Genomic DNA, 15788 nt, shown 5'->3' on the forward strand with positions numbered 1-15788 from the left:
GAAAAATAGTAATGATGAACTATCCTGTATTGACTGGTGCTGAAGCGTTTTATTTTCAAGGTGGATCGATCGGCATTCTAATCTGTCATGGTTTTAACGCCACTCCGCAAAGTGTCCGGGACGTCGGTGAGGCATTCGCTGCTGAAGGTTTTACCGTCTATGCCCCGCGCTTACGTGGACATGGAACGAACGTCCGCGAGTTCGAACAATCGACTGCTCGATGTTGGAAGCAAAGCCTGCAAGACGGCTATGAACGTTTACAAGAAACATGCGATCAAGTCTTCGTCATCGGTCAATCGATGGGTGCGACGCTTGCGCTGTCGCTCGCCGCTGACGGGATTCCGTTTGCCGGCATCATTACGATCAATGCCGCACTCTCCGTTCCATCCTATGAATCACTTTCGTTCGAGGACGGTCCAGAGTATTTACCGGAAGGCGCACCGGACATTAAGCGAGCAGCCTTTGAAATCATCTATGATCTTGTTCCGAGCCGTTGTGCGTTCGAACTTGTTCGCCTAATGGATGAAACAAAAGGACGCCTTGGATCGATCCTTCTACCGACATTGATTCTTTACTCAGCGACCGATCACGTCGTTCCACCTTCGAGCTCGGATTATCTGCACCAGCACATCGGAACAAATGATAAACGAAGCTACTGTTTACTGAACTCGTATCACGTTGCGACACTCGATCATGATCAGGATTTGATTGTTCGTGAGACGATTCGCTTTATCGAACAATCGTGTCAGTTTTCGCAAGAAACAGGCTGAATCAAAAAAACAGCTATTCGTTTCCATATGGAAGCAAATAGCTGCTACATCAAAGGATGACCATCATCGGTACGTCTTTTTTTAATTTTCTTGGTGCTGCACCGATTGGAGCGGCTTCGGTTTTCCAGGTACCTCATGGCAATGACGGCAACGTGGCTCATACGATTCCGACGCTCCGACTAGGATGATCGGATCATCGTAGTTCGCTGGTTTCCCGTCAATCAAACGTTGTGTCCGGGAAGCCGGATCCCCACATGAAAGACAGATGGCTTGTAGCTTCGTCACGAATTCTGCACGCGCCAGTAATTCAGGCATTTTCCCGAATGGCTCTGCCCGGAAATCTTGATCAAGGCCTGCACAAATGACGCGTTTTCCGTCTTGTGCGAGTGCTTCGATGACTTGTACGATCTCATCATCAAAGAATTGAACTTCATCAATGCCAACGATTTGTGTTTCTTCTGCTACTGCCGCGTAGAGATCACGACTCGTCGCCATCGGAATCGCTACGACAGAGTTGCCAACGTGAGAGACGACATGCTCTTCATGGTACCGGTCGTCGATTGCCGGCTTGAATACTTGCACGGGCAGTTTGCCGTACTGCGCCCGTCTGACACGACGAATCAACTCTTCCGATTTCCCGGAAAACATACTGCCACAAATTACTTCGATCCAGCCGTACTGATTTATTACATGCATCATCGTCCGACACCGTCCTCTAAAAATAGTCACTTTAACGAGTATAGCCCGAAACGGTATCGAGAAAAAGGGTTGACTTCCGGAAATCAAAATTCATTTTTTCTTTCCCTAGAATTTTTGTCCTTTCATTCCAACTGCCCCCTATTTCCTGTACACTGAAGAAGAAGATTCTCACGAAAGAAGGTGTCCCCGATTCATCATCTCTTACATGACATCCTGCACCAATATGGTGCCCTTGGTCTCTCCGTCCTTCTCGCAGGTGGTATCGTGGGATTGCCGGTTCCTGATGAGACCCTGCTCGTTTTGTCCGGATTTTGGATGCATCAAGGCAATCTACCACTCGTCGGTACGATTCTCGCCGCTTACGCCGGCAGTTGCATCGGGATGACGATCAGCTATTTACTCGGATTAAAACTCGGTATGCCACTACTACACCGCGTTGGACCGAAAATGCGTATCTCAGAAAAACATATTCTTTCCGCTGAAGCCGGTTTTCGTCGTTACGGAAAATCGGTCTTGATCATCGGTTACTACATACCTGGTCTCCGCCAACTCTCTGCCTTTTTTGCAGGCGTCTCAAAAATGCCGTTTCGCGTTTTTGCGAGTTATGCGTATACAGGTGCCTTGATTTGGATCAGCGTGTTCTTAGGTGCCGGTTACTTCGTCGGCCGCCATCTCTCGTTCCATAAAGTCATGGACTATGTCTTGGCACATCCGGAAGTCATGCCCTATTTAATCGGGATTGCTGGCGGAATCGCCTTCTCGTTCGTCTTGAAGACGTATCTCACTTATCGTTCACAATTCAGTCTATACAAAAACAGCCTGCTTCCGTAATGGAGGCAGGCTGTTTTTTAAGAACCAACAAGTAATTACTTGCGGCCGTATTTTTTGTTGAAGCGATCGACACGACCATCTGCCGCGTTGAACTTTTGACGACCTGTGTAGAATGGGTGCGAGTCTGAAGACACATCCACACGGATGAGTGGGTACTCGTTACCATCTTCCCAAGTGATCGTTTCGTTCGAAGAACGAGTAGAACCGCTTAAGAATTTGTACTCAGTCGTTGAATCCATAAATACTACTTTGTTGTAGTTAGGGTGAATTCCTTGTTTCATGGTTGATTTCTCTCCTTCCGCCCTGGTTCATTTGCTGAGCCAGAGTAAGTTACCTTCCTATACTAAACGATTTTTTTATGCGTCGCAATAGTTATTTTTCTGTCGTCGTTTCCTTCTTGACGGTACGTGGTTTAGCTGGCGCGCGTCGGACCGCCTTCTTCTGTTCTTTCTCAAGTACGACGAAAAATTCTTCATTATTTTTCGTATCACGAATCTTACGCAGGAACGTATCGACGAACTCGTTCGACTCGTTCATCGTCCGGCGAATCGCCCAAAGCGCATCAAGCTGCTCTTTCGGAAGCAACAGTTCTTCCTTCCGTGTACCGGACTTCCGAATGTCGATCGCTGGGAAGATTCGACGCTCTGACAACTTACGATCGAGATGCAGTTCCATGTTGCCAGTTCCTTTGAATTCCTCATAGATGACGTCATCCATGCGCGATCCTGTCTCGACGAGTGCTGTCGCAAGAATCGTCAAACTACCACCGTGTTCGATGTTTCGCGCTGCACCAAAGAACCGTTTTGGCTTATGGAACGCAGCCGGATCAATTCCGCCCGAGAGCGTCCGACCACTTTGCGGTACCGTTAAGTTATAGGCCCGTGTTAGACGCGTGATCGAATCCATCAAGATGACGACATCCTTCTTGTGTTCGACAAGCCGCATCGCCCGCTCGAGGACCAGTTCAGAAATTCGGACGTGGTTGTCCGGTGTTTCGTCAAACGTCGAGCTGACGACGTCTGCTCCTGGAACCGAACGCTCAATGTCCGTTACTTCCTCAGGTCGCTCATCAATCAAGAGAATGATTAGTTCGACATCCGAATGATTCTCCTGAATCGAGTTTGCGATTTCTTTAAGGAGTGACGTCTTCCCTGCTTTTGGCGGTGCGACGATCAAACCACGTTGACCAAATCCAACCGGTGCAATCATATCCATGACACGAACGGATAGATGGCGTGGTTCTGTCTCAAGTCGCATCAATCGGTCCGGATAAATTGGTGTCAGTGCCGGGAAAAATAACCGGTTACGGGCAGTATCCGGTGCTTCACCGTTAACGGCTTCCACGCTAAGTAACCCTTGGAACCGTTCGTTTTCCTTCGGTGGACGGACTTTACCTGTGACGACATCACCATTACGTAGATTAAAGCGTCGGATTTGAGATGCTGCGATATAAATATCTTCAGAGGATTGGGAATAATTGATAGGACGAAGGAAGCCAAAGCCACCATCGTTTTGCATTTGTGGATTGCCAGGGATGACTTCGAGTACCCCTTCGAGGAAATAAAGACCAGTCGATTCAGCCTGTGCTTTTAAAATCTTGAACATCAACTCGCGTTTACGGGCTTCCCGGTATTGTGGGACATTTTTCGTCTTTGCGATTTCATAAAGTTCTTTTAATGTCAGTTGGCTCAATTGAGCCAGTGTATAGGAACGTTCTGGTTTATCTTTTTTATCAGTTGTTGGCATGTTCTTCACCTATTCTTTATAAATTCAACTGCATTCAGCATACTTCCATACATACATCAGGAGGTATGTAATTTTATTCGTGAACTAAAGGTATCATATTTTTTTGAATTCGTCGTCAACAATCCTTTGCGTTTCTTACTTTGTAATATTCAAGGATATTATTTCAGTTATGTTACAAAAACATCTATTTTGTCTTCTAACTGAAAAAACGTTTTCAAGTGTGCGCATGCTAAGATATTCCTGCAGACAAAATTCTTACACAGTTGTAAGGTTCACTGCTTAACCAAACACTTAATGATTTCATCATATAACTTACGGACGCAACACACTACATTAAACGGAGGAATTCTTAACATGAAACGTTTTCTAGCATCGATCGCGACAGCAGCCTTAGTGGTTTCAGGTTTTACATCAGTGGGTACAGGTAAAGTTGAAGCAGCAACAGTCACGAAAGTCAAGATCACGGACAACGGTCTTCGTGTTCGGACAGCACCTTCTACGAAAGCAAGCATCGTCGGGAAAGTCAACGCTGGTCAAGTCTTTACATATAAAGGCAAGTCAGGCAGCTGGACAAAAATCTCATACGGCGGTAAAACACGCTATGTCTACTCACAGTACACAAAGACATACAAATCATCTTCAAGCGCTAAAAAAACAACGAGCACATCTTCTAAACGGACTAAAATCCTAAGCGAAGCAGCAAAACATAAAGGTACACCATATGTATGGGGCGGAACGACGACTCGTGGATTCGACTGCTCTGGTTTCACAAGCTACGTCTACAAGAAAGCGGCTGGTAAAACATTACCACGTACGTCTTCTTCACAATATTCTTCTTCTAAGAAAGTCAGCGTTTCTAAAGTACAGCCAGGAGATCTTGTCTTCTTCTCACACGGTAGCGGCATTCAACACGTTGGGATCGCAACAAGCAAGTCAAGCATGGTCAACTCAGAAACAGGTGGCGTTAAATACTCAAGCTTCAAATCAGGGTACTGGGGTTCACGCCTTGTCGGCGCAGGATCTTACCTATAATTCATCATCTCAAAGCGGTTGAGCATTGGCTCGATCGCTTTTTTTCATCGAATCGATTACAGGAGGAGGAAATCGGATGCATGTCTTAATCACAGGTGCTTCAAGAGGTCTTGGTCGTGAATTTGCTTATCTGCATGCCAAGCAAGGGGATCACGTCTTGCTCGTCGGACGCGATGCGACAGCACTCTTCGAAACGAAGTTCCATGTCGAGCGACTCGGGGGAACGGCAACCGTCTTTCCGTATGACTTAACGCAGCCGACGCATCGTCTCGCACTATTTCGGGCAACGGAACAGATTCCGGTCGACTGCGTCATCAACAACGCCGGGATCGGCGTCTTTGGTTCTTTCCTTGAGACCTCGTTCGAAGACGAGTCCCGGATGATTGCCTTGAATATCGAAGCATTAACACACGTAACGAAGGTCTATGCCTCTCGCATGAAAGCACAGGGAATCAAAGGACGTATCGTCCATCTCGCATCAACGGCTGCGTTTGAAGGTGGTCCATGGCTGAGTGTCTACTACGCGACAAAAGCCTATGTCCTTCATTTCTCGGAAGGCTTGAAGGAAGAACTCGCACAAGACGGGATTCAAGTCAGCGTTGTCTGTCCAGGCGCGACCCATACCGGTTTCGAATCAGCAGCAAATCTCGAACAGTCACGCTTGTTCTTGCGACCTGGTGTCATGGATGCTCCGACGGTTGCGCGCATCGCCTACCGCGGCTATATGAAGGGGAAAACGTTCATCGTTCCTGGCTTCGGGAATGCCTGGTATATCTTTTCGACGCGTTTTCTACCGCGTCGGTACGTCACCCGACAAGCAGGAGAAGTTCAGCGTCCACGGTGATAGTTATAATGTTCATTATTTCAATATTTATGACGTTCATCCTCAACTCCTACAGGAAAAGGAAACGAGTTCAACGTTTCCGTCAGGGTAAGGTAAGACCCGACATTTCGCATAAGTTGCGAGATGTCGCGGCTTACCTCCCGCCTGAGTAAAGTGAGGATATGAACGTTATCAGTTTTAAACATCATCAAAAAAGAGTTGGCCTTCCGGAAATTATCCGCAACACCAACTCTTTTTGTGTGGATTCAGACGTCCTTTTTGAGGAGTCGTCCTATTTTACTTAATGACAAGCTTCGGTTTTTTCTTGAACGAGTGAATACCTTCGACGAAACGCACCGTTCCGGATTTTGCACGCATGACGACAGAGTGTGTCTGACCGCCTTGTGCCGTGAACTGAACACCTTTCATCAACTCACTGTCCGTGACGCCTGTCGCAGCAAAGATACAATCGTCTCCTGAAACGAGATCATCCATCATAAGGATCTTCGATGGATCTTCAATGCCCATCTTCTTGCAACGCTCGACCTCGGCATCGTCTGCTGGTAACAAGCGTCCTTGGAGCTCACCACCGAGGCATTTCAAGGCAACGGCAGCAAGAACGCCTTCCGGTGCACCACCTGAACCGAGCAGGATATCAATCCCCGTATGCGGGAACGCCGTGTTGATCGCAGCAGCGACGTCACCGTCACCGATCAAGCGAATCCGCGCCCCTGTTGCCCGAATCCGTTGAATGATTTCTTCATGACGTTCGCGATCCAGAATCGAGACGACGACGTCTTCGATTTCTTTGTTCTTCGCCTTCGCTACGGCTGCGATGTTTTCTTCGATCGTCGCATCCAGACTGATGTGTCCTGCCGCTTCCGGGCCGACTGCGATCTTATCCATGTACATGTCCGGTGCATGAAGTAAATCTCCTGCATCCGCGACCGCGAGAACAGCAAGTGCGCCCCATGTTCCTTTTGCGACGATGTTCGTTCCTTCCAGCGGATCGACGGCGACGTCGAGTCGTGGTCCATACCCATTTCCTAGCTTTTCTCCAATGTAAAGCATCGGTGCTTCATCCATCTCGCCTTCCCCGATGACGACGGTTCCTTTCATCGGAATCGTATCGAAGACATCACGCATCGCGCTTGTTGCCGCATCATCCGCTTCATTCTTCAATCCTTTTCCCATCCAGCGTGCAGAGGCGAGTGCTGCTGCCTCCGTGACGCGTACCAGTTCCATTGATAGACTTCTCTCCATGTGTATGTCCCCTCTCCCTTGTTACAAATCGGTCAAATCGTTTCACGCCATACGAGGGCGCCAAGTTCCTTCAACTTCTGATCAAATCGTTCGTAACTCTGGTCAAGCACTTCTGCATGGTGCAGCGTCGTCTCCCCTGAAGCGAGAAGTCCCGCCAAGACAAGTGCTGCGCCACCGCGTGGGTCCGGTGCCTCGATTTCCGTACCAAGTAAGGATTCGCCACCACGAATGATGATTGAGGCGTCTTCATGCGTGATTCGAGCATTCAAGCGTCGTAACTCCTGCACATGCCGGAAACGCTGCGGATACAACTTATCGACGACGATACTCGCTCCTTTTGCTTGCAGCAACGCTGCCGAGATGACAGGCTGTAAGTCGCTCGGGAATCCACCGTAGTGGAAGACACGAATATCGACCGGCTTCGTCTCCTGAAACGTCGCCGTGACGGAATCATCCGTTGCTTCGATCAACGCACCGTACCGCTCGAGTTTTTGGATGACGCTCTCGAGATGAAGCGGAATGACGTTATCGACGGTGACGCGTCCAAGTGCCGCCCCCATCGTCAAGAACGTTCCTGCCTCCATTCGGTCCGGAATCAAGGTATGCCGGCAACCACTTAGTTGCGATACGCCCTTGATTCGAATCTCGTCCGTTCCTGCCCCTTTGACGCTTGCCCCCATGTTCGTCAACATCGTACTGACGTCGATGACTTCCGGGTCGTAGGCGGCGTTTTCGATGACAGTCGTTCCTTCAGCGAAGACAGCGACGAGTAAGGCACTGATCGTCGCTCCGAAAGACGGGAGATCGAGGTAAATTCGGTTACCGACGAGACGATCGACGCGCATGTAATGGACGCCTTGCTCGTTACGTACAGAAACACCTAGACGCTCTAGTGCTTTGATGTGTAAATCGATCGGTCGTGGTCCGATGGCATAACCTCCAGGAAGACCGACGACTCCTTGTTTGAATCTGGCTGCCAGAACGCTCATGAGGTAGATCGATCCGCGTAACTTGCGCGTCTCCGCACCAGTCAACGGCATCGATTCGACCCGGCTTGGATCAATCGTCACCATATCGCCTTGACGTGTCACGACCGCGCCGAGCGTCTCCAAAATCTCGATCATCGTCGCGACGTCGCCAATCTCCGGCACGCCTTCAAGAACGACCGTTTGATCCGTCAGGAGGGCTGCAGCAAGACACGGGATGGCGCTTTGCTTCGAACCACTGATTGATACGGTTCCTTCTAGGCGTTGTTGCCCTACGATATGCAAAATGTCCACGTTCCATCAACCTTTCTCTTCGCTACGATTATTGCTGCGTTTTTTCCCAGTCCGCGAGGAACTTTTCGATCCCTTGCGTCGTGAGTGGGTGGTGTGTGAGTGACTCGATGACCGAGAACGGAATCGTCGCGATGTCTGCGCCCGCAAGAGCAGCGTTCGTGACGTGAACCGGGTTCCGGACCGATGCCGCGATGATCTGTGTCGGAATATCATGTACGACGAAAATTTGAGCAATCGTCTCGACGAGCCCCATTCCATCTTGGCCGATGTCATCTAGACGACCGAGGAATGGTGATACGTATGTCGCACCAGCACGGGCTGCGAGTAACGCTTGGTTCGGATTGAAGATCAATGTGACGTTCGTCGTGATCTTCTCTTTTGAAAGGGCTGCGACTGCTTCGAGTCCGGCCGGAGTCATTGGAACCTTAACCGTAATGTTCGGTGCAATTTGGGCAAGTTCCTTCCCTTCACGAATCATTCCTTCTGCATCAAGCGCGATGACTTCAGCGCTAACAGAGACGTCCCCGACGATTTCACAGATTTCACGAAGTCGTGTATGGAAATCGACGCCTTCCTTAGCGACGAGCGACGGATTCGTCGTGACACCATCTAAAATCCCCATTTTATGTGCTTTCTTGATGTCTTCTACGTTTGCTGTGTCAATGAAAAATCTCATCTTTCTCGTTCCCCTTTCATCCCTTGAAATCGCTTACGACTCTATTATAGGTTTTTTTCACGAGAAGTCCTACTGTTTTCCATTGAATACATGTTCACATGATATGAAAAAAGCACGGTAGACCGAAGTCTACCGCACTTTAAAGAGGAGTCGATTAAGCTTTGTTGCTTGAACCGAACTCACGCATCTTACCGATGACAGTTTGTTTGATTGCTTCACGACCTGGTGCGATGAATACGCGTGGGTCATATGCTTCTGGTTTCTCAGCTAACACTTCACGAACGACTTTCGCGAATGAGATTTGGTTCTCTGTGTTAACGTTGATTTTTGAAGTTCCGAGTGAGATCGCTTTTTCGATATCGTGTGTCGGAATTCCAGTTCCACCGTGAAGAACGAGTGGGAGGTTTGTCGCATCACGGATTTCTTCCATCTCTTTGAATCCGAGGTTTGGTTCACCTTTGTATGGTCCGTGAACAGAACCGAGTGCAGGAGCAAGCGTGTCGATTCCAGTTTCTTTGACGATGCGTACACACTCGTCAAGTTTCGCGTACATGACATCACCGATGACGTCGTCTTCTTGTCCGCCAACTGTGCCAACTTCCGCTTCTACTGAAACGCCTTTAGAGTGAGCGTATTCAACAACTGCTTTTGTTGTTTCGATGTTTGTGTCGATCGGGCTGTGCGAATCATCGATCATGACAGATGTAAATCCAGCGTCGATCGCTTCTTTACATTTCTCAACGCTCGAACCGTGGTCGAGGTGGATTGCAACTGGAACTGTGATTTTCATGTCGTGTACAAGACCTTCAACCATTTTCACGACAGTGTAGAATCCGCCCATGTGGCGTGCTGCACCTTCAGATACTCCAAGGATGACTGGTGACTGCTCTTCTTGAGCCGCACCGAGAATCGCTTGTGTCCACTCGAGGTTGTTGATGTTGAATTGACCTACTGCATACTTACCTTCGAGAGCTTTGTTTAACATGTCTGTCATAGATACTAATGGCATAATGACATCCTCCTCTGTTTTGATCGCTGCTTACACGAACTCGTGCAATTTCAGACTGATTATAACATACTGATTCATCGGAACGTACAGCATTTCGCTCGGTTTTTTGGTTTGTGACGGCGACGTGAAAGATTAACCGCTTACATCGTGAGAAATTTGCACAGTCACTTCTTTTTTTAATTCAAAGATGTCAAATGGCTTTCCGAAGAAGGCGACAACCCCTAATCGTTTCGCTTCTTCCATCGCTTCTTTTTCACCGAGTGCCGTCATTAAAATCGTCCGGACACGTCGTCCGATCCGGTCCTGATGACGCAACACTTCGATCCCAGTCCGCCCCGGCATGTTGACATCCATCAACAATAGATCGTACGCTTTTTCCTGTAAGTAGACGATCGCTTCCTCTCCATCGACGGCGACGTCCGTTTCATACCCTTCTGCCCGGAACAATTGCGCAAGCAAATTCCGGATTCCCGGCTCATCCTCGACGATCAACAATCTGCCTTTCATCTCTGCCACTCCCCCTCTAGTTATTTCCATTCTACACTAAAGCAAAACTTGCTTTATACTGTCCTTGAGAGAAACATAGAAAGGATGAAGAAAAATGATGAAAATCTTAGCTACACAATTCAACGGAAAATTGCAAACGCTCGCAAAACAGGAAGACGAACTATTCGATGTCGTCCGTCTACTCGCACAAGCGCTCGTCGGAGAAGGCACGGTCTACGTCGACGCTTACGGCGAATGTGAAGGACTCTATCCGATGCTCTCAGAAGGACCAGACCAGATGAAACGCGTTACGAAGATCAAGGATCGAAAGACCTTGCACGCTGTCGATCGTGTCTTAATCTTCACGCCGGATACGGAACGTTCGGATCTCCTCGCTTCTCTTGCCCGTTACGACGCATGGCATACGCCTTATGCGATTGTCACACTCAGTGACGTGACGGAAACGCTCGAGCGTTCGATTGCTCCGCTTGCATTGAAGTTCAATAAAGGATTGCTTCCGGCAGAGGACGGTTCACGCCACGGACTACCGAGTCTTGCCCTTTGTGCGTTCCTCTTGACGCATATCTTGACGCAACTCCAAGAGATGACGGAAGAGTGGGATTGACGTTTTTCTTCTATAATATGCAGTTCTTAATCTAACCAATCAAAAAAGACGCGGTGACCTTCTATGATGCTGAAGGTTACCGCGTCTTTAATTATCTTTCTTATTCACCAAGTGATGCTTGGATGAAGTCATGGAAGAGTGCTTGTGGGCGTTCTGGACGTGAGATCAATTCTGGGTGGAACTGACACGCGACGAACCATTTGTGTTCTGGAATTTCGATGATCTCAACGAGACGACCGTCTGGGCTCGTACCTGAGAAGACCATGCCGTTTGCTTCGAATTGCTCACGGAATTCGTTACCGAACTCATAACGGTGACGGTGACGTTCGTAGACGAGTTCGCTTGAATACGCGGCACGCGCTTTCGTTCCGTCTTCGAGTTTACATGGGTAGAGTCCGAGACGGAGCGTACCACCGAGGTCCTCGATGTCTTTTTGTTCTGGCAACAAGTCGATGATCGGGTATGGTGTCGCTGGGTCGATTTCCGCTGAGTGTGCGCCTTCAAGGTTGAGGACGTTACGTGCGAATTCAACTGTTGCGAGTTGCATCCCGAGACAGATACCGAAGAACGGTACGTTGTTCTCGCGTGCGAAACGTGTCGCTTCGATTTTCCCTTCGATACCGCGTTCGCCGAATCCACCAGGAACGAGGATTCCGTCTGCCGAACCAAGCAATTCGTTGACGTTTTCACGCGTCACGTCTTCTGCGTTGATCCAGTCGATTTCGATGTCACTGTTGAAGGCAAATCCAGCGTGTTTTAATGCTTCTGCGACCGAAATGTACGCATCACGCAATTCGACGTATTTCCCGACGAGTGCGATCTTCGTCGTCTTCTCGAGGTGCGTCACTGTGTGAACGAGTTGTTTCCAAGCCGTCATGTCAGCAGCTGGTGTATCGAACTTGAAGTAGTCACAGACGAGTTGGTCCATACCTTGGCGTTGCAAGTTGAGTGGTACTTCATAGAGTGTCGATGCATCTTGTGCTTCGATGACTGCTTCCGGACGTGTGTCGCAGAAGAGAGCAATTTTATCTTTCATCTCTTGTGGGACTGGGTGCTCCGCACGTAAGACGATGATATCTGGTTGAATACCGTAGCTACGGAGTTCTTTGACACTGTGTTGTGTCGGTTTCGTCTTGAGCTCACCTGCTGCTGCAAGATACGGAACGAGCGTACAGTGAACGTACATGACGTTTTCTTTCCCGATATCGTTTTTCACCTGACGAATGGCTTCGATGAACGGAAGCGATTCGATATCCCCTACTGTTCCACCAATCTCTGTGATGACGACGTCAGCGCCCGTTTCTTTTCCAGCGCGGAAAACGCGATCCTTGATTTCGTTCGTGATGTGCGGAATGACTTGGACCGTTCCACCGTTGTAGTCGCCACGGCGTTCCTTCTTGAGGATCGTCGAGTAGATACGTCCAGACGTGACGTTTGCGTTCTGGCTCAAGTTGATGTCGATGAAACGCTCGTAGTGACCAAGGTCAAGGTCTGTCTCCGCGCCATCATCCGTGACGAATACTTCCCCGTGTTGATACGGGCTCATCGTACCCGGGTCGATGTTGATGTACGGGTCGAATTTTTGGATCGTGACATTGAGGCCACGGTTTTTCAAGAGACGAGCGAGCGATGCAGCTGTGATCCCTTTACCGAGTGACGATACGACGCCACCTGTTACGAAAATATACTTTGTCATGTTAAATATTGCTCCCTTCTCTAATTCACATCTCAACAATACAGAGGTGGTAAAAACAAAAAAGCAAAAGTGCCCCCATTGGAATAGGAGACACTTTTGCTGAAATAAGCACGTTGCTTAAAGAAGCCCATGACTAACTTACGTCATTCGGAAAACTTCGTCAAGCCTAATTTTTCAAAGAAAAATTTCCGTGCTCGTTCGTCAGCCGTCAACGAAAAAACTGCCATTTCTATAGGGAAATAGCAGCTGTACAGTTGTGGTTGATCGTGCTTAGACTTCCTCTTCTTCTTCGAAGTCTTCTAAGTCTTCTTCGTCGAGATCGTCATCGAGATCATCGATGGCTGCGACTTTTTTGAACGTATCATCGTCTTCGCTGTCGTCAGCTGAATCATAGTCCGCTGTCTTCGCGAATGTATCGAGATCGTCTTCGATCGTCTCGAACTCATCTTCTTCTGCATCATAGTTGAACTCTTCTTCAAACTCATCGAGTTCTCCACGTTGACGCGCTTCGATGACGAGATCCTCATCCGACTTATCGAACGGATACCAAGCGCGGAGTGACCAACGGTTCGCTCCGACGTTGACGAAGTTTCCATCGATGTTCATGTCTGTATAGAGTTGAGCAAGTTTCTCGAACTTGTCTTCTTCATCTGTAAACGTATGGTACTTTTCGATTTCTGACGTGATGTCATCGAACGTGATTGGCTGTTCGCCAGCTTCTTGCAACATTTCGTTGACGAATTCGATCAGCGAAAGATCAGTAATCTCTTCTTTACTTAAACGGCTGAGGCTCATTGTGACGGCCACTTCCTTTCATTTGCGTTCAATCCATTACTTCTCATTATACGCAAAACGGCTTTTAAAAATCCAGTCTCTATTTAAAAAAAGCTCGAATTGATTCTCGATTCGTGTTTTTCCTACTCCCGAAAAAGGAATATCCAAGGGAGAAGAAGGAGGAATGACAGATGGAGATGACAATCGAACGGGTCAACGATTTTGATGACTTCAACTGGTTACCAATCTTATCAAAGAGTACACAGGAAGGCTATCCCTTCATCGAACGGATGCTACGTGAACGCCGAAATGAAACGTATCGAGAAGACGGAGAAGCAATGTTCGTCGTTTTGTCGCTCTCCGGTCACGTCATCGCGTGCGGGGGTTATATGAAACAAACCGACGCGATTGACGTCGGTCGGATTCGTCATGTCTATGTCTTACCGGAAATGCGACATCACGGTGTCGGTACGCAACTGCTTGAGAAAATCATCCCAGAAGCGCTGTTGACGTATTCCGAGCTCTGGCTCTATACGGACGATGCCAGTACATTTTATGAACGATTTGGTTTTGAGCCGTATACGGCAACTAAGGTGACACATCGACTTTTAAAGCATGCATTCGTCCAACCTTAAGTGTCTTGGATTGACATATCGAGAATCATCGATTAGTTTAAGCGTATGACAAATCAAGTGGATCTATTCAAGGCATTATCGAACGAGGTACGTCTTGATATCTTACGCTGGCTCAAGGATCCCGAGACTCATTTCAATAAGCCGACGGCCCATCTCGCGACGAATCTGTCGGACAAGGGAGGCATCTGCGTCGGAGATATCCAAGAGAAGGCGAACTTATCTCAATCGACCGTCTCCCAATATCTTGCGATGTTGCAAAAAGTCGGATTGCTCGAATCCGAACGTCACGGCAAATGGACGTATTACCGGCGAAATGAAGAAAAAATCCAGGAGCTCGCAGCGTACCTCAAAGGAGAACTTTGATCCGTTCTCCTTGCCTTACATATCGACATTTCTCGATATTTAGATTCGTGAAAGGATGAATTCTGTTGAAAATCGTGTATTACGTACTCGCGTTACTTGCGGGTATCGCTTTAAGTGTCGAAGGGGCCATCTATGGTGAGCTCGGGAACTTCGTCGGAAAACTTGAAAGTAGCTTTTATAATTTCTTCGCCGGTACGATCATCATCGGGCTGATCGTCCTCTTCTTCGGAAAAGGTTCACTCGGCTATACATTTCGCGCACCGAAATGGACCTTGCTCGGTGGTCTACTCGGTAGTATCTACTTGACGATCTTGATCATCAGCATCCCGCTCGTCGGTGTCGGTCTCGCCATGATCAGTGTCATCATCGGACAGATGATCGCCAGCATGGTCATCGAACATTACGGCTGGCTCGGTAGTCCGAAACGTCCGATCAATCGTGACAAGCTGACGGCTTCTGCTTTGATGCTCGTCGCTCTATTTCTCATCTTTTAAGGAGGTTCGCTCGTGAATATTCTATTACTCGGTTTTACATTACTCGGCGGCGTGATGCTGAGCGCCCAGTCCTCGATCAACGGTGCCTTCAGTCAAAAGGCAGGGGCTCTCGAAAGTACGTTCCTGACTTTTTTCACCGGAATGCTGATTCTCGCACTCGCCATCTTGTTCTTTGGTCAAGGGAACGTCTTGCTCTTGCTTGAAGCACCACGTTGGCAACTCAGTGCCGTCTTGTTTGGGGTCAGTTATCTCTTCCTGACGATTCTTGCTGTCCCGCAAATCGGTGTCACGGCAGCTAGTATCGCGACCGTCATCGGTCAACTCGCAGCAGGAATGGTCATCGACCACATCGGTGCGTTCGGTGGCGTCGTCGTTCCGCTCGACGGAAAACGTCTGCTCGGTCTGCTTGCGATGCTTGCTGCGCTTTACTTCGTCTATCGCGGGAACACACGTAAAGACGTGTCGGCTTCATCTGATTCGATGGCATCGTAACGATTGTCCTCACGATTCGTTCACGCGCTTTCCTCAGGCGAGACACAAGACCCGGGTCGACTGTCACAGACAGCCGACCCGGGTCTTGTTTATC

General features: G+C 48.6%; 19 protein-coding genes. 9 read left to right on the plus strand and 10 right to left on the minus strand.

All coding sequences use genetic code 11. The features are described from left to right. Positions 1 to 11 precede the first annotated feature (11 nt). A complete protein-coding gene (locus KNQ12_RS07260; RefSeq protein WP_035395806.1) occupies positions 12 to 770 on the plus strand; it encodes an alpha/beta hydrolase in 759 nt (252 codons plus the stop codon). Between the two features lie 81 nt (positions 771 to 851). On the opposite strand, the gene KNQ12_RS07265 is transcribed toward KNQ12_RS07260, so the two are convergent. After that, a complete protein-coding gene (locus KNQ12_RS07265; protein WP_041255579.1) occupies positions 852 to 1466 on the minus strand; it encodes a thymidine kinase in 615 nt (204 codons plus the stop codon). 183 nt (positions 1467 to 1649) lie between these two features. On the opposite strand from KNQ12_RS07265, the gene KNQ12_RS07270 reads away from it, so the two are divergent. After that, a complete protein-coding gene (locus KNQ12_RS07270; protein ID WP_023469545.1) occupies positions 1650 to 2300 on the plus strand; it encodes a DedA family protein in 651 nt (216 codons plus the stop codon). A gap of 35 nt (positions 2301 to 2335) precedes the next feature. On the opposite strand, the gene KNQ12_RS07275 is transcribed toward KNQ12_RS07270, so the two are convergent. Together KNQ12_RS07275 and rho are read right to left on the minus strand one after the other, a co-directional pair. Then, positions 2336 to 2581, minus strand: coding sequence for a type B 50S ribosomal protein L31 (locus KNQ12_RS07275; protein ID WP_023469546.1), 246 nt, complete (start codon positions 2579 to 2581; stop codon positions 2336 to 2338). Positions 2582 to 2672: 91 nt separating this feature from the next. Further along, positions 2673 to 4046 (minus strand): transcription termination factor Rho, encoded by a 1374-nt coding sequence (rho, locus tag KNQ12_RS07280; protein WP_035395797.1) that lies wholly within the window; start codon positions 4044 to 4046, stop codon positions 2673 to 2675. A 354-nt stretch (positions 4047 to 4400) separates the two neighbouring features. Between rho and KNQ12_RS07285 the strand changes: the two genes are divergently transcribed. Both KNQ12_RS07285 and KNQ12_RS07290 read left to right on the plus strand, forming a co-directional pair. Continuing rightward, positions 4401 to 5078 carry a C40 family peptidase gene (locus tag KNQ12_RS07285; RefSeq protein WP_087681534.1) on the plus strand — a complete coding sequence of 226 codons (678 nt, stop codon included), beginning with the start codon at positions 4401 to 4403 and terminating at the stop codon, positions 5076 to 5078. A 76-nt stretch (positions 5079 to 5154) separates the two neighbouring features. Further along, positions 5155 to 5922, plus strand: a complete 768-nt coding sequence (locus tag KNQ12_RS07290; protein WP_214747167.1) for an SDR family NAD(P)-dependent oxidoreductase — start codon at positions 5155 to 5157, stop codon at positions 5920 to 5922. Positions 5923 to 6198: 276 nt separating this feature from the next. Here KNQ12_RS07290 and glpX read toward each other — a convergent pair whose 3' ends face one another. From glpX to KNQ12_RS07315, 5 genes are all read right to left on the minus strand, one after another. Next, on the minus strand, positions 6199 to 7164 hold the full coding sequence (glpX, locus tag KNQ12_RS07295; protein ID WP_035395794.1) for a class II fructose-bisphosphatase: 966 nt from the start codon (positions 7162 to 7164) through the stop codon (positions 6199 to 6201). A 32-nt stretch (positions 7165 to 7196) separates the two neighbouring features. Further along, positions 7197 to 8444, minus strand: coding sequence for a UDP-N-acetylglucosamine 1-carboxyvinyltransferase (murA, locus tag KNQ12_RS07300; RefSeq protein WP_023469551.1), 1248 nt, complete (start codon positions 8442 to 8444; stop codon positions 7197 to 7199). Between the two features lie 28 nt (positions 8445 to 8472). Then, positions 8473 to 9120, minus strand: a complete 648-nt coding sequence (gene fsa / locus KNQ12_RS07305) for a fructose-6-phosphate aldolase (protein WP_023469552.1) — start codon at positions 9118 to 9120, stop codon at positions 8473 to 8475. Between the two features lie 154 nt (positions 9121 to 9274). Continuing rightward, positions 9275 to 10129: a class II fructose-1,6-bisphosphate aldolase gene (gene fba, locus KNQ12_RS07310; RefSeq protein ID WP_023469553.1), complete on the minus strand. Its 855-nt coding sequence runs from the start codon at positions 10127 to 10129 to the stop codon at positions 9275 to 9277. A gap of 132 nt (positions 10130 to 10261) precedes the next feature. Beyond that, positions 10262 to 10636 carry a response regulator gene (locus KNQ12_RS07315; protein WP_023469554.1) on the minus strand — a complete coding sequence of 125 codons (375 nt, stop codon included), beginning with the start codon at positions 10634 to 10636 and terminating at the stop codon, positions 10262 to 10264. A gap of 94 nt (positions 10637 to 10730) precedes the next feature. Here KNQ12_RS07315 and KNQ12_RS07320 point away from each other — a divergent pair, with 94 nt between their 5' ends. After that, positions 10731 to 11240, plus strand: a complete 510-nt coding sequence (locus tag KNQ12_RS07320) for a DUF2529 family protein (RefSeq protein WP_035395788.1) — start codon at positions 10731 to 10733, stop codon at positions 11238 to 11240. 100 nt (positions 11241 to 11340) lie between these two features. Here KNQ12_RS07320 and KNQ12_RS07325 read toward each other — a convergent pair whose 3' ends face one another. Together KNQ12_RS07325 and rpoE are read right to left on the minus strand one after the other, a co-directional pair. Continuing rightward, complete coding sequence (locus tag KNQ12_RS07325; protein ID WP_023469561.1) at positions 11341 to 12936, minus strand: CTP synthase; 1596 nt, start codon at positions 12934 to 12936, stop codon at positions 11341 to 11343. Between the two features lie 270 nt (positions 12937 to 13206). Next, the gene (gene rpoE / locus KNQ12_RS07330) at positions 13207 to 13731 is read right to left on the minus strand and encodes a DNA-directed RNA polymerase subunit delta (protein ID WP_023469562.1); all 525 of its coding nucleotides are present in this window, start codon (positions 13729 to 13731) and stop codon (positions 13207 to 13209) included. Between the two features lie 170 nt (positions 13732 to 13901). Here rpoE and KNQ12_RS07335 point away from each other — a divergent pair, with 170 nt between their 5' ends. The 4 genes from KNQ12_RS07335 (at position 13902) to KNQ12_RS07350 (ending at position 15694) form a co-directional block, all read left to right on the plus strand. After that, positions 13902 to 14345 (plus strand): GNAT family N-acetyltransferase, encoded by a 444-nt coding sequence (locus KNQ12_RS07335; protein WP_023469563.1) that lies wholly within the window; start codon positions 13902 to 13904, stop codon positions 14343 to 14345. A 45-nt stretch (positions 14346 to 14390) separates the two neighbouring features. Further along, positions 14391 to 14708 (plus strand): ArsR/SmtB family transcription factor, encoded by a 318-nt coding sequence (locus KNQ12_RS07340; protein ID WP_023469564.1) that lies wholly within the window; start codon positions 14391 to 14393, stop codon positions 14706 to 14708. 65 nt (positions 14709 to 14773) lie between these two features. Further along, the gene (locus KNQ12_RS07345; RefSeq protein WP_023469565.1) at positions 14774 to 15202 is read left to right on the plus strand and encodes a DMT family transporter; all 429 of its coding nucleotides are present in this window, start codon (positions 14774 to 14776) and stop codon (positions 15200 to 15202) included. 12 nt (positions 15203 to 15214) lie between these two features. Continuing rightward, entirely contained in the window at positions 15215 to 15694 is a 480-nt protein-coding gene (locus KNQ12_RS07350) for a DMT family transporter (RefSeq protein WP_035395771.1), read from the plus strand. The last annotated feature ends 94 nt before the right edge of the window (positions 15695 to 15788 follow it).

The organism is Exiguobacterium sp. s11 (genome assembly GCF_018619015.1).
Classification (GTDB): Bacteria; Bacillota; Bacilli; order Exiguobacteriales; family Exiguobacteriaceae; genus Exiguobacterium_A; species Exiguobacterium_A indicum.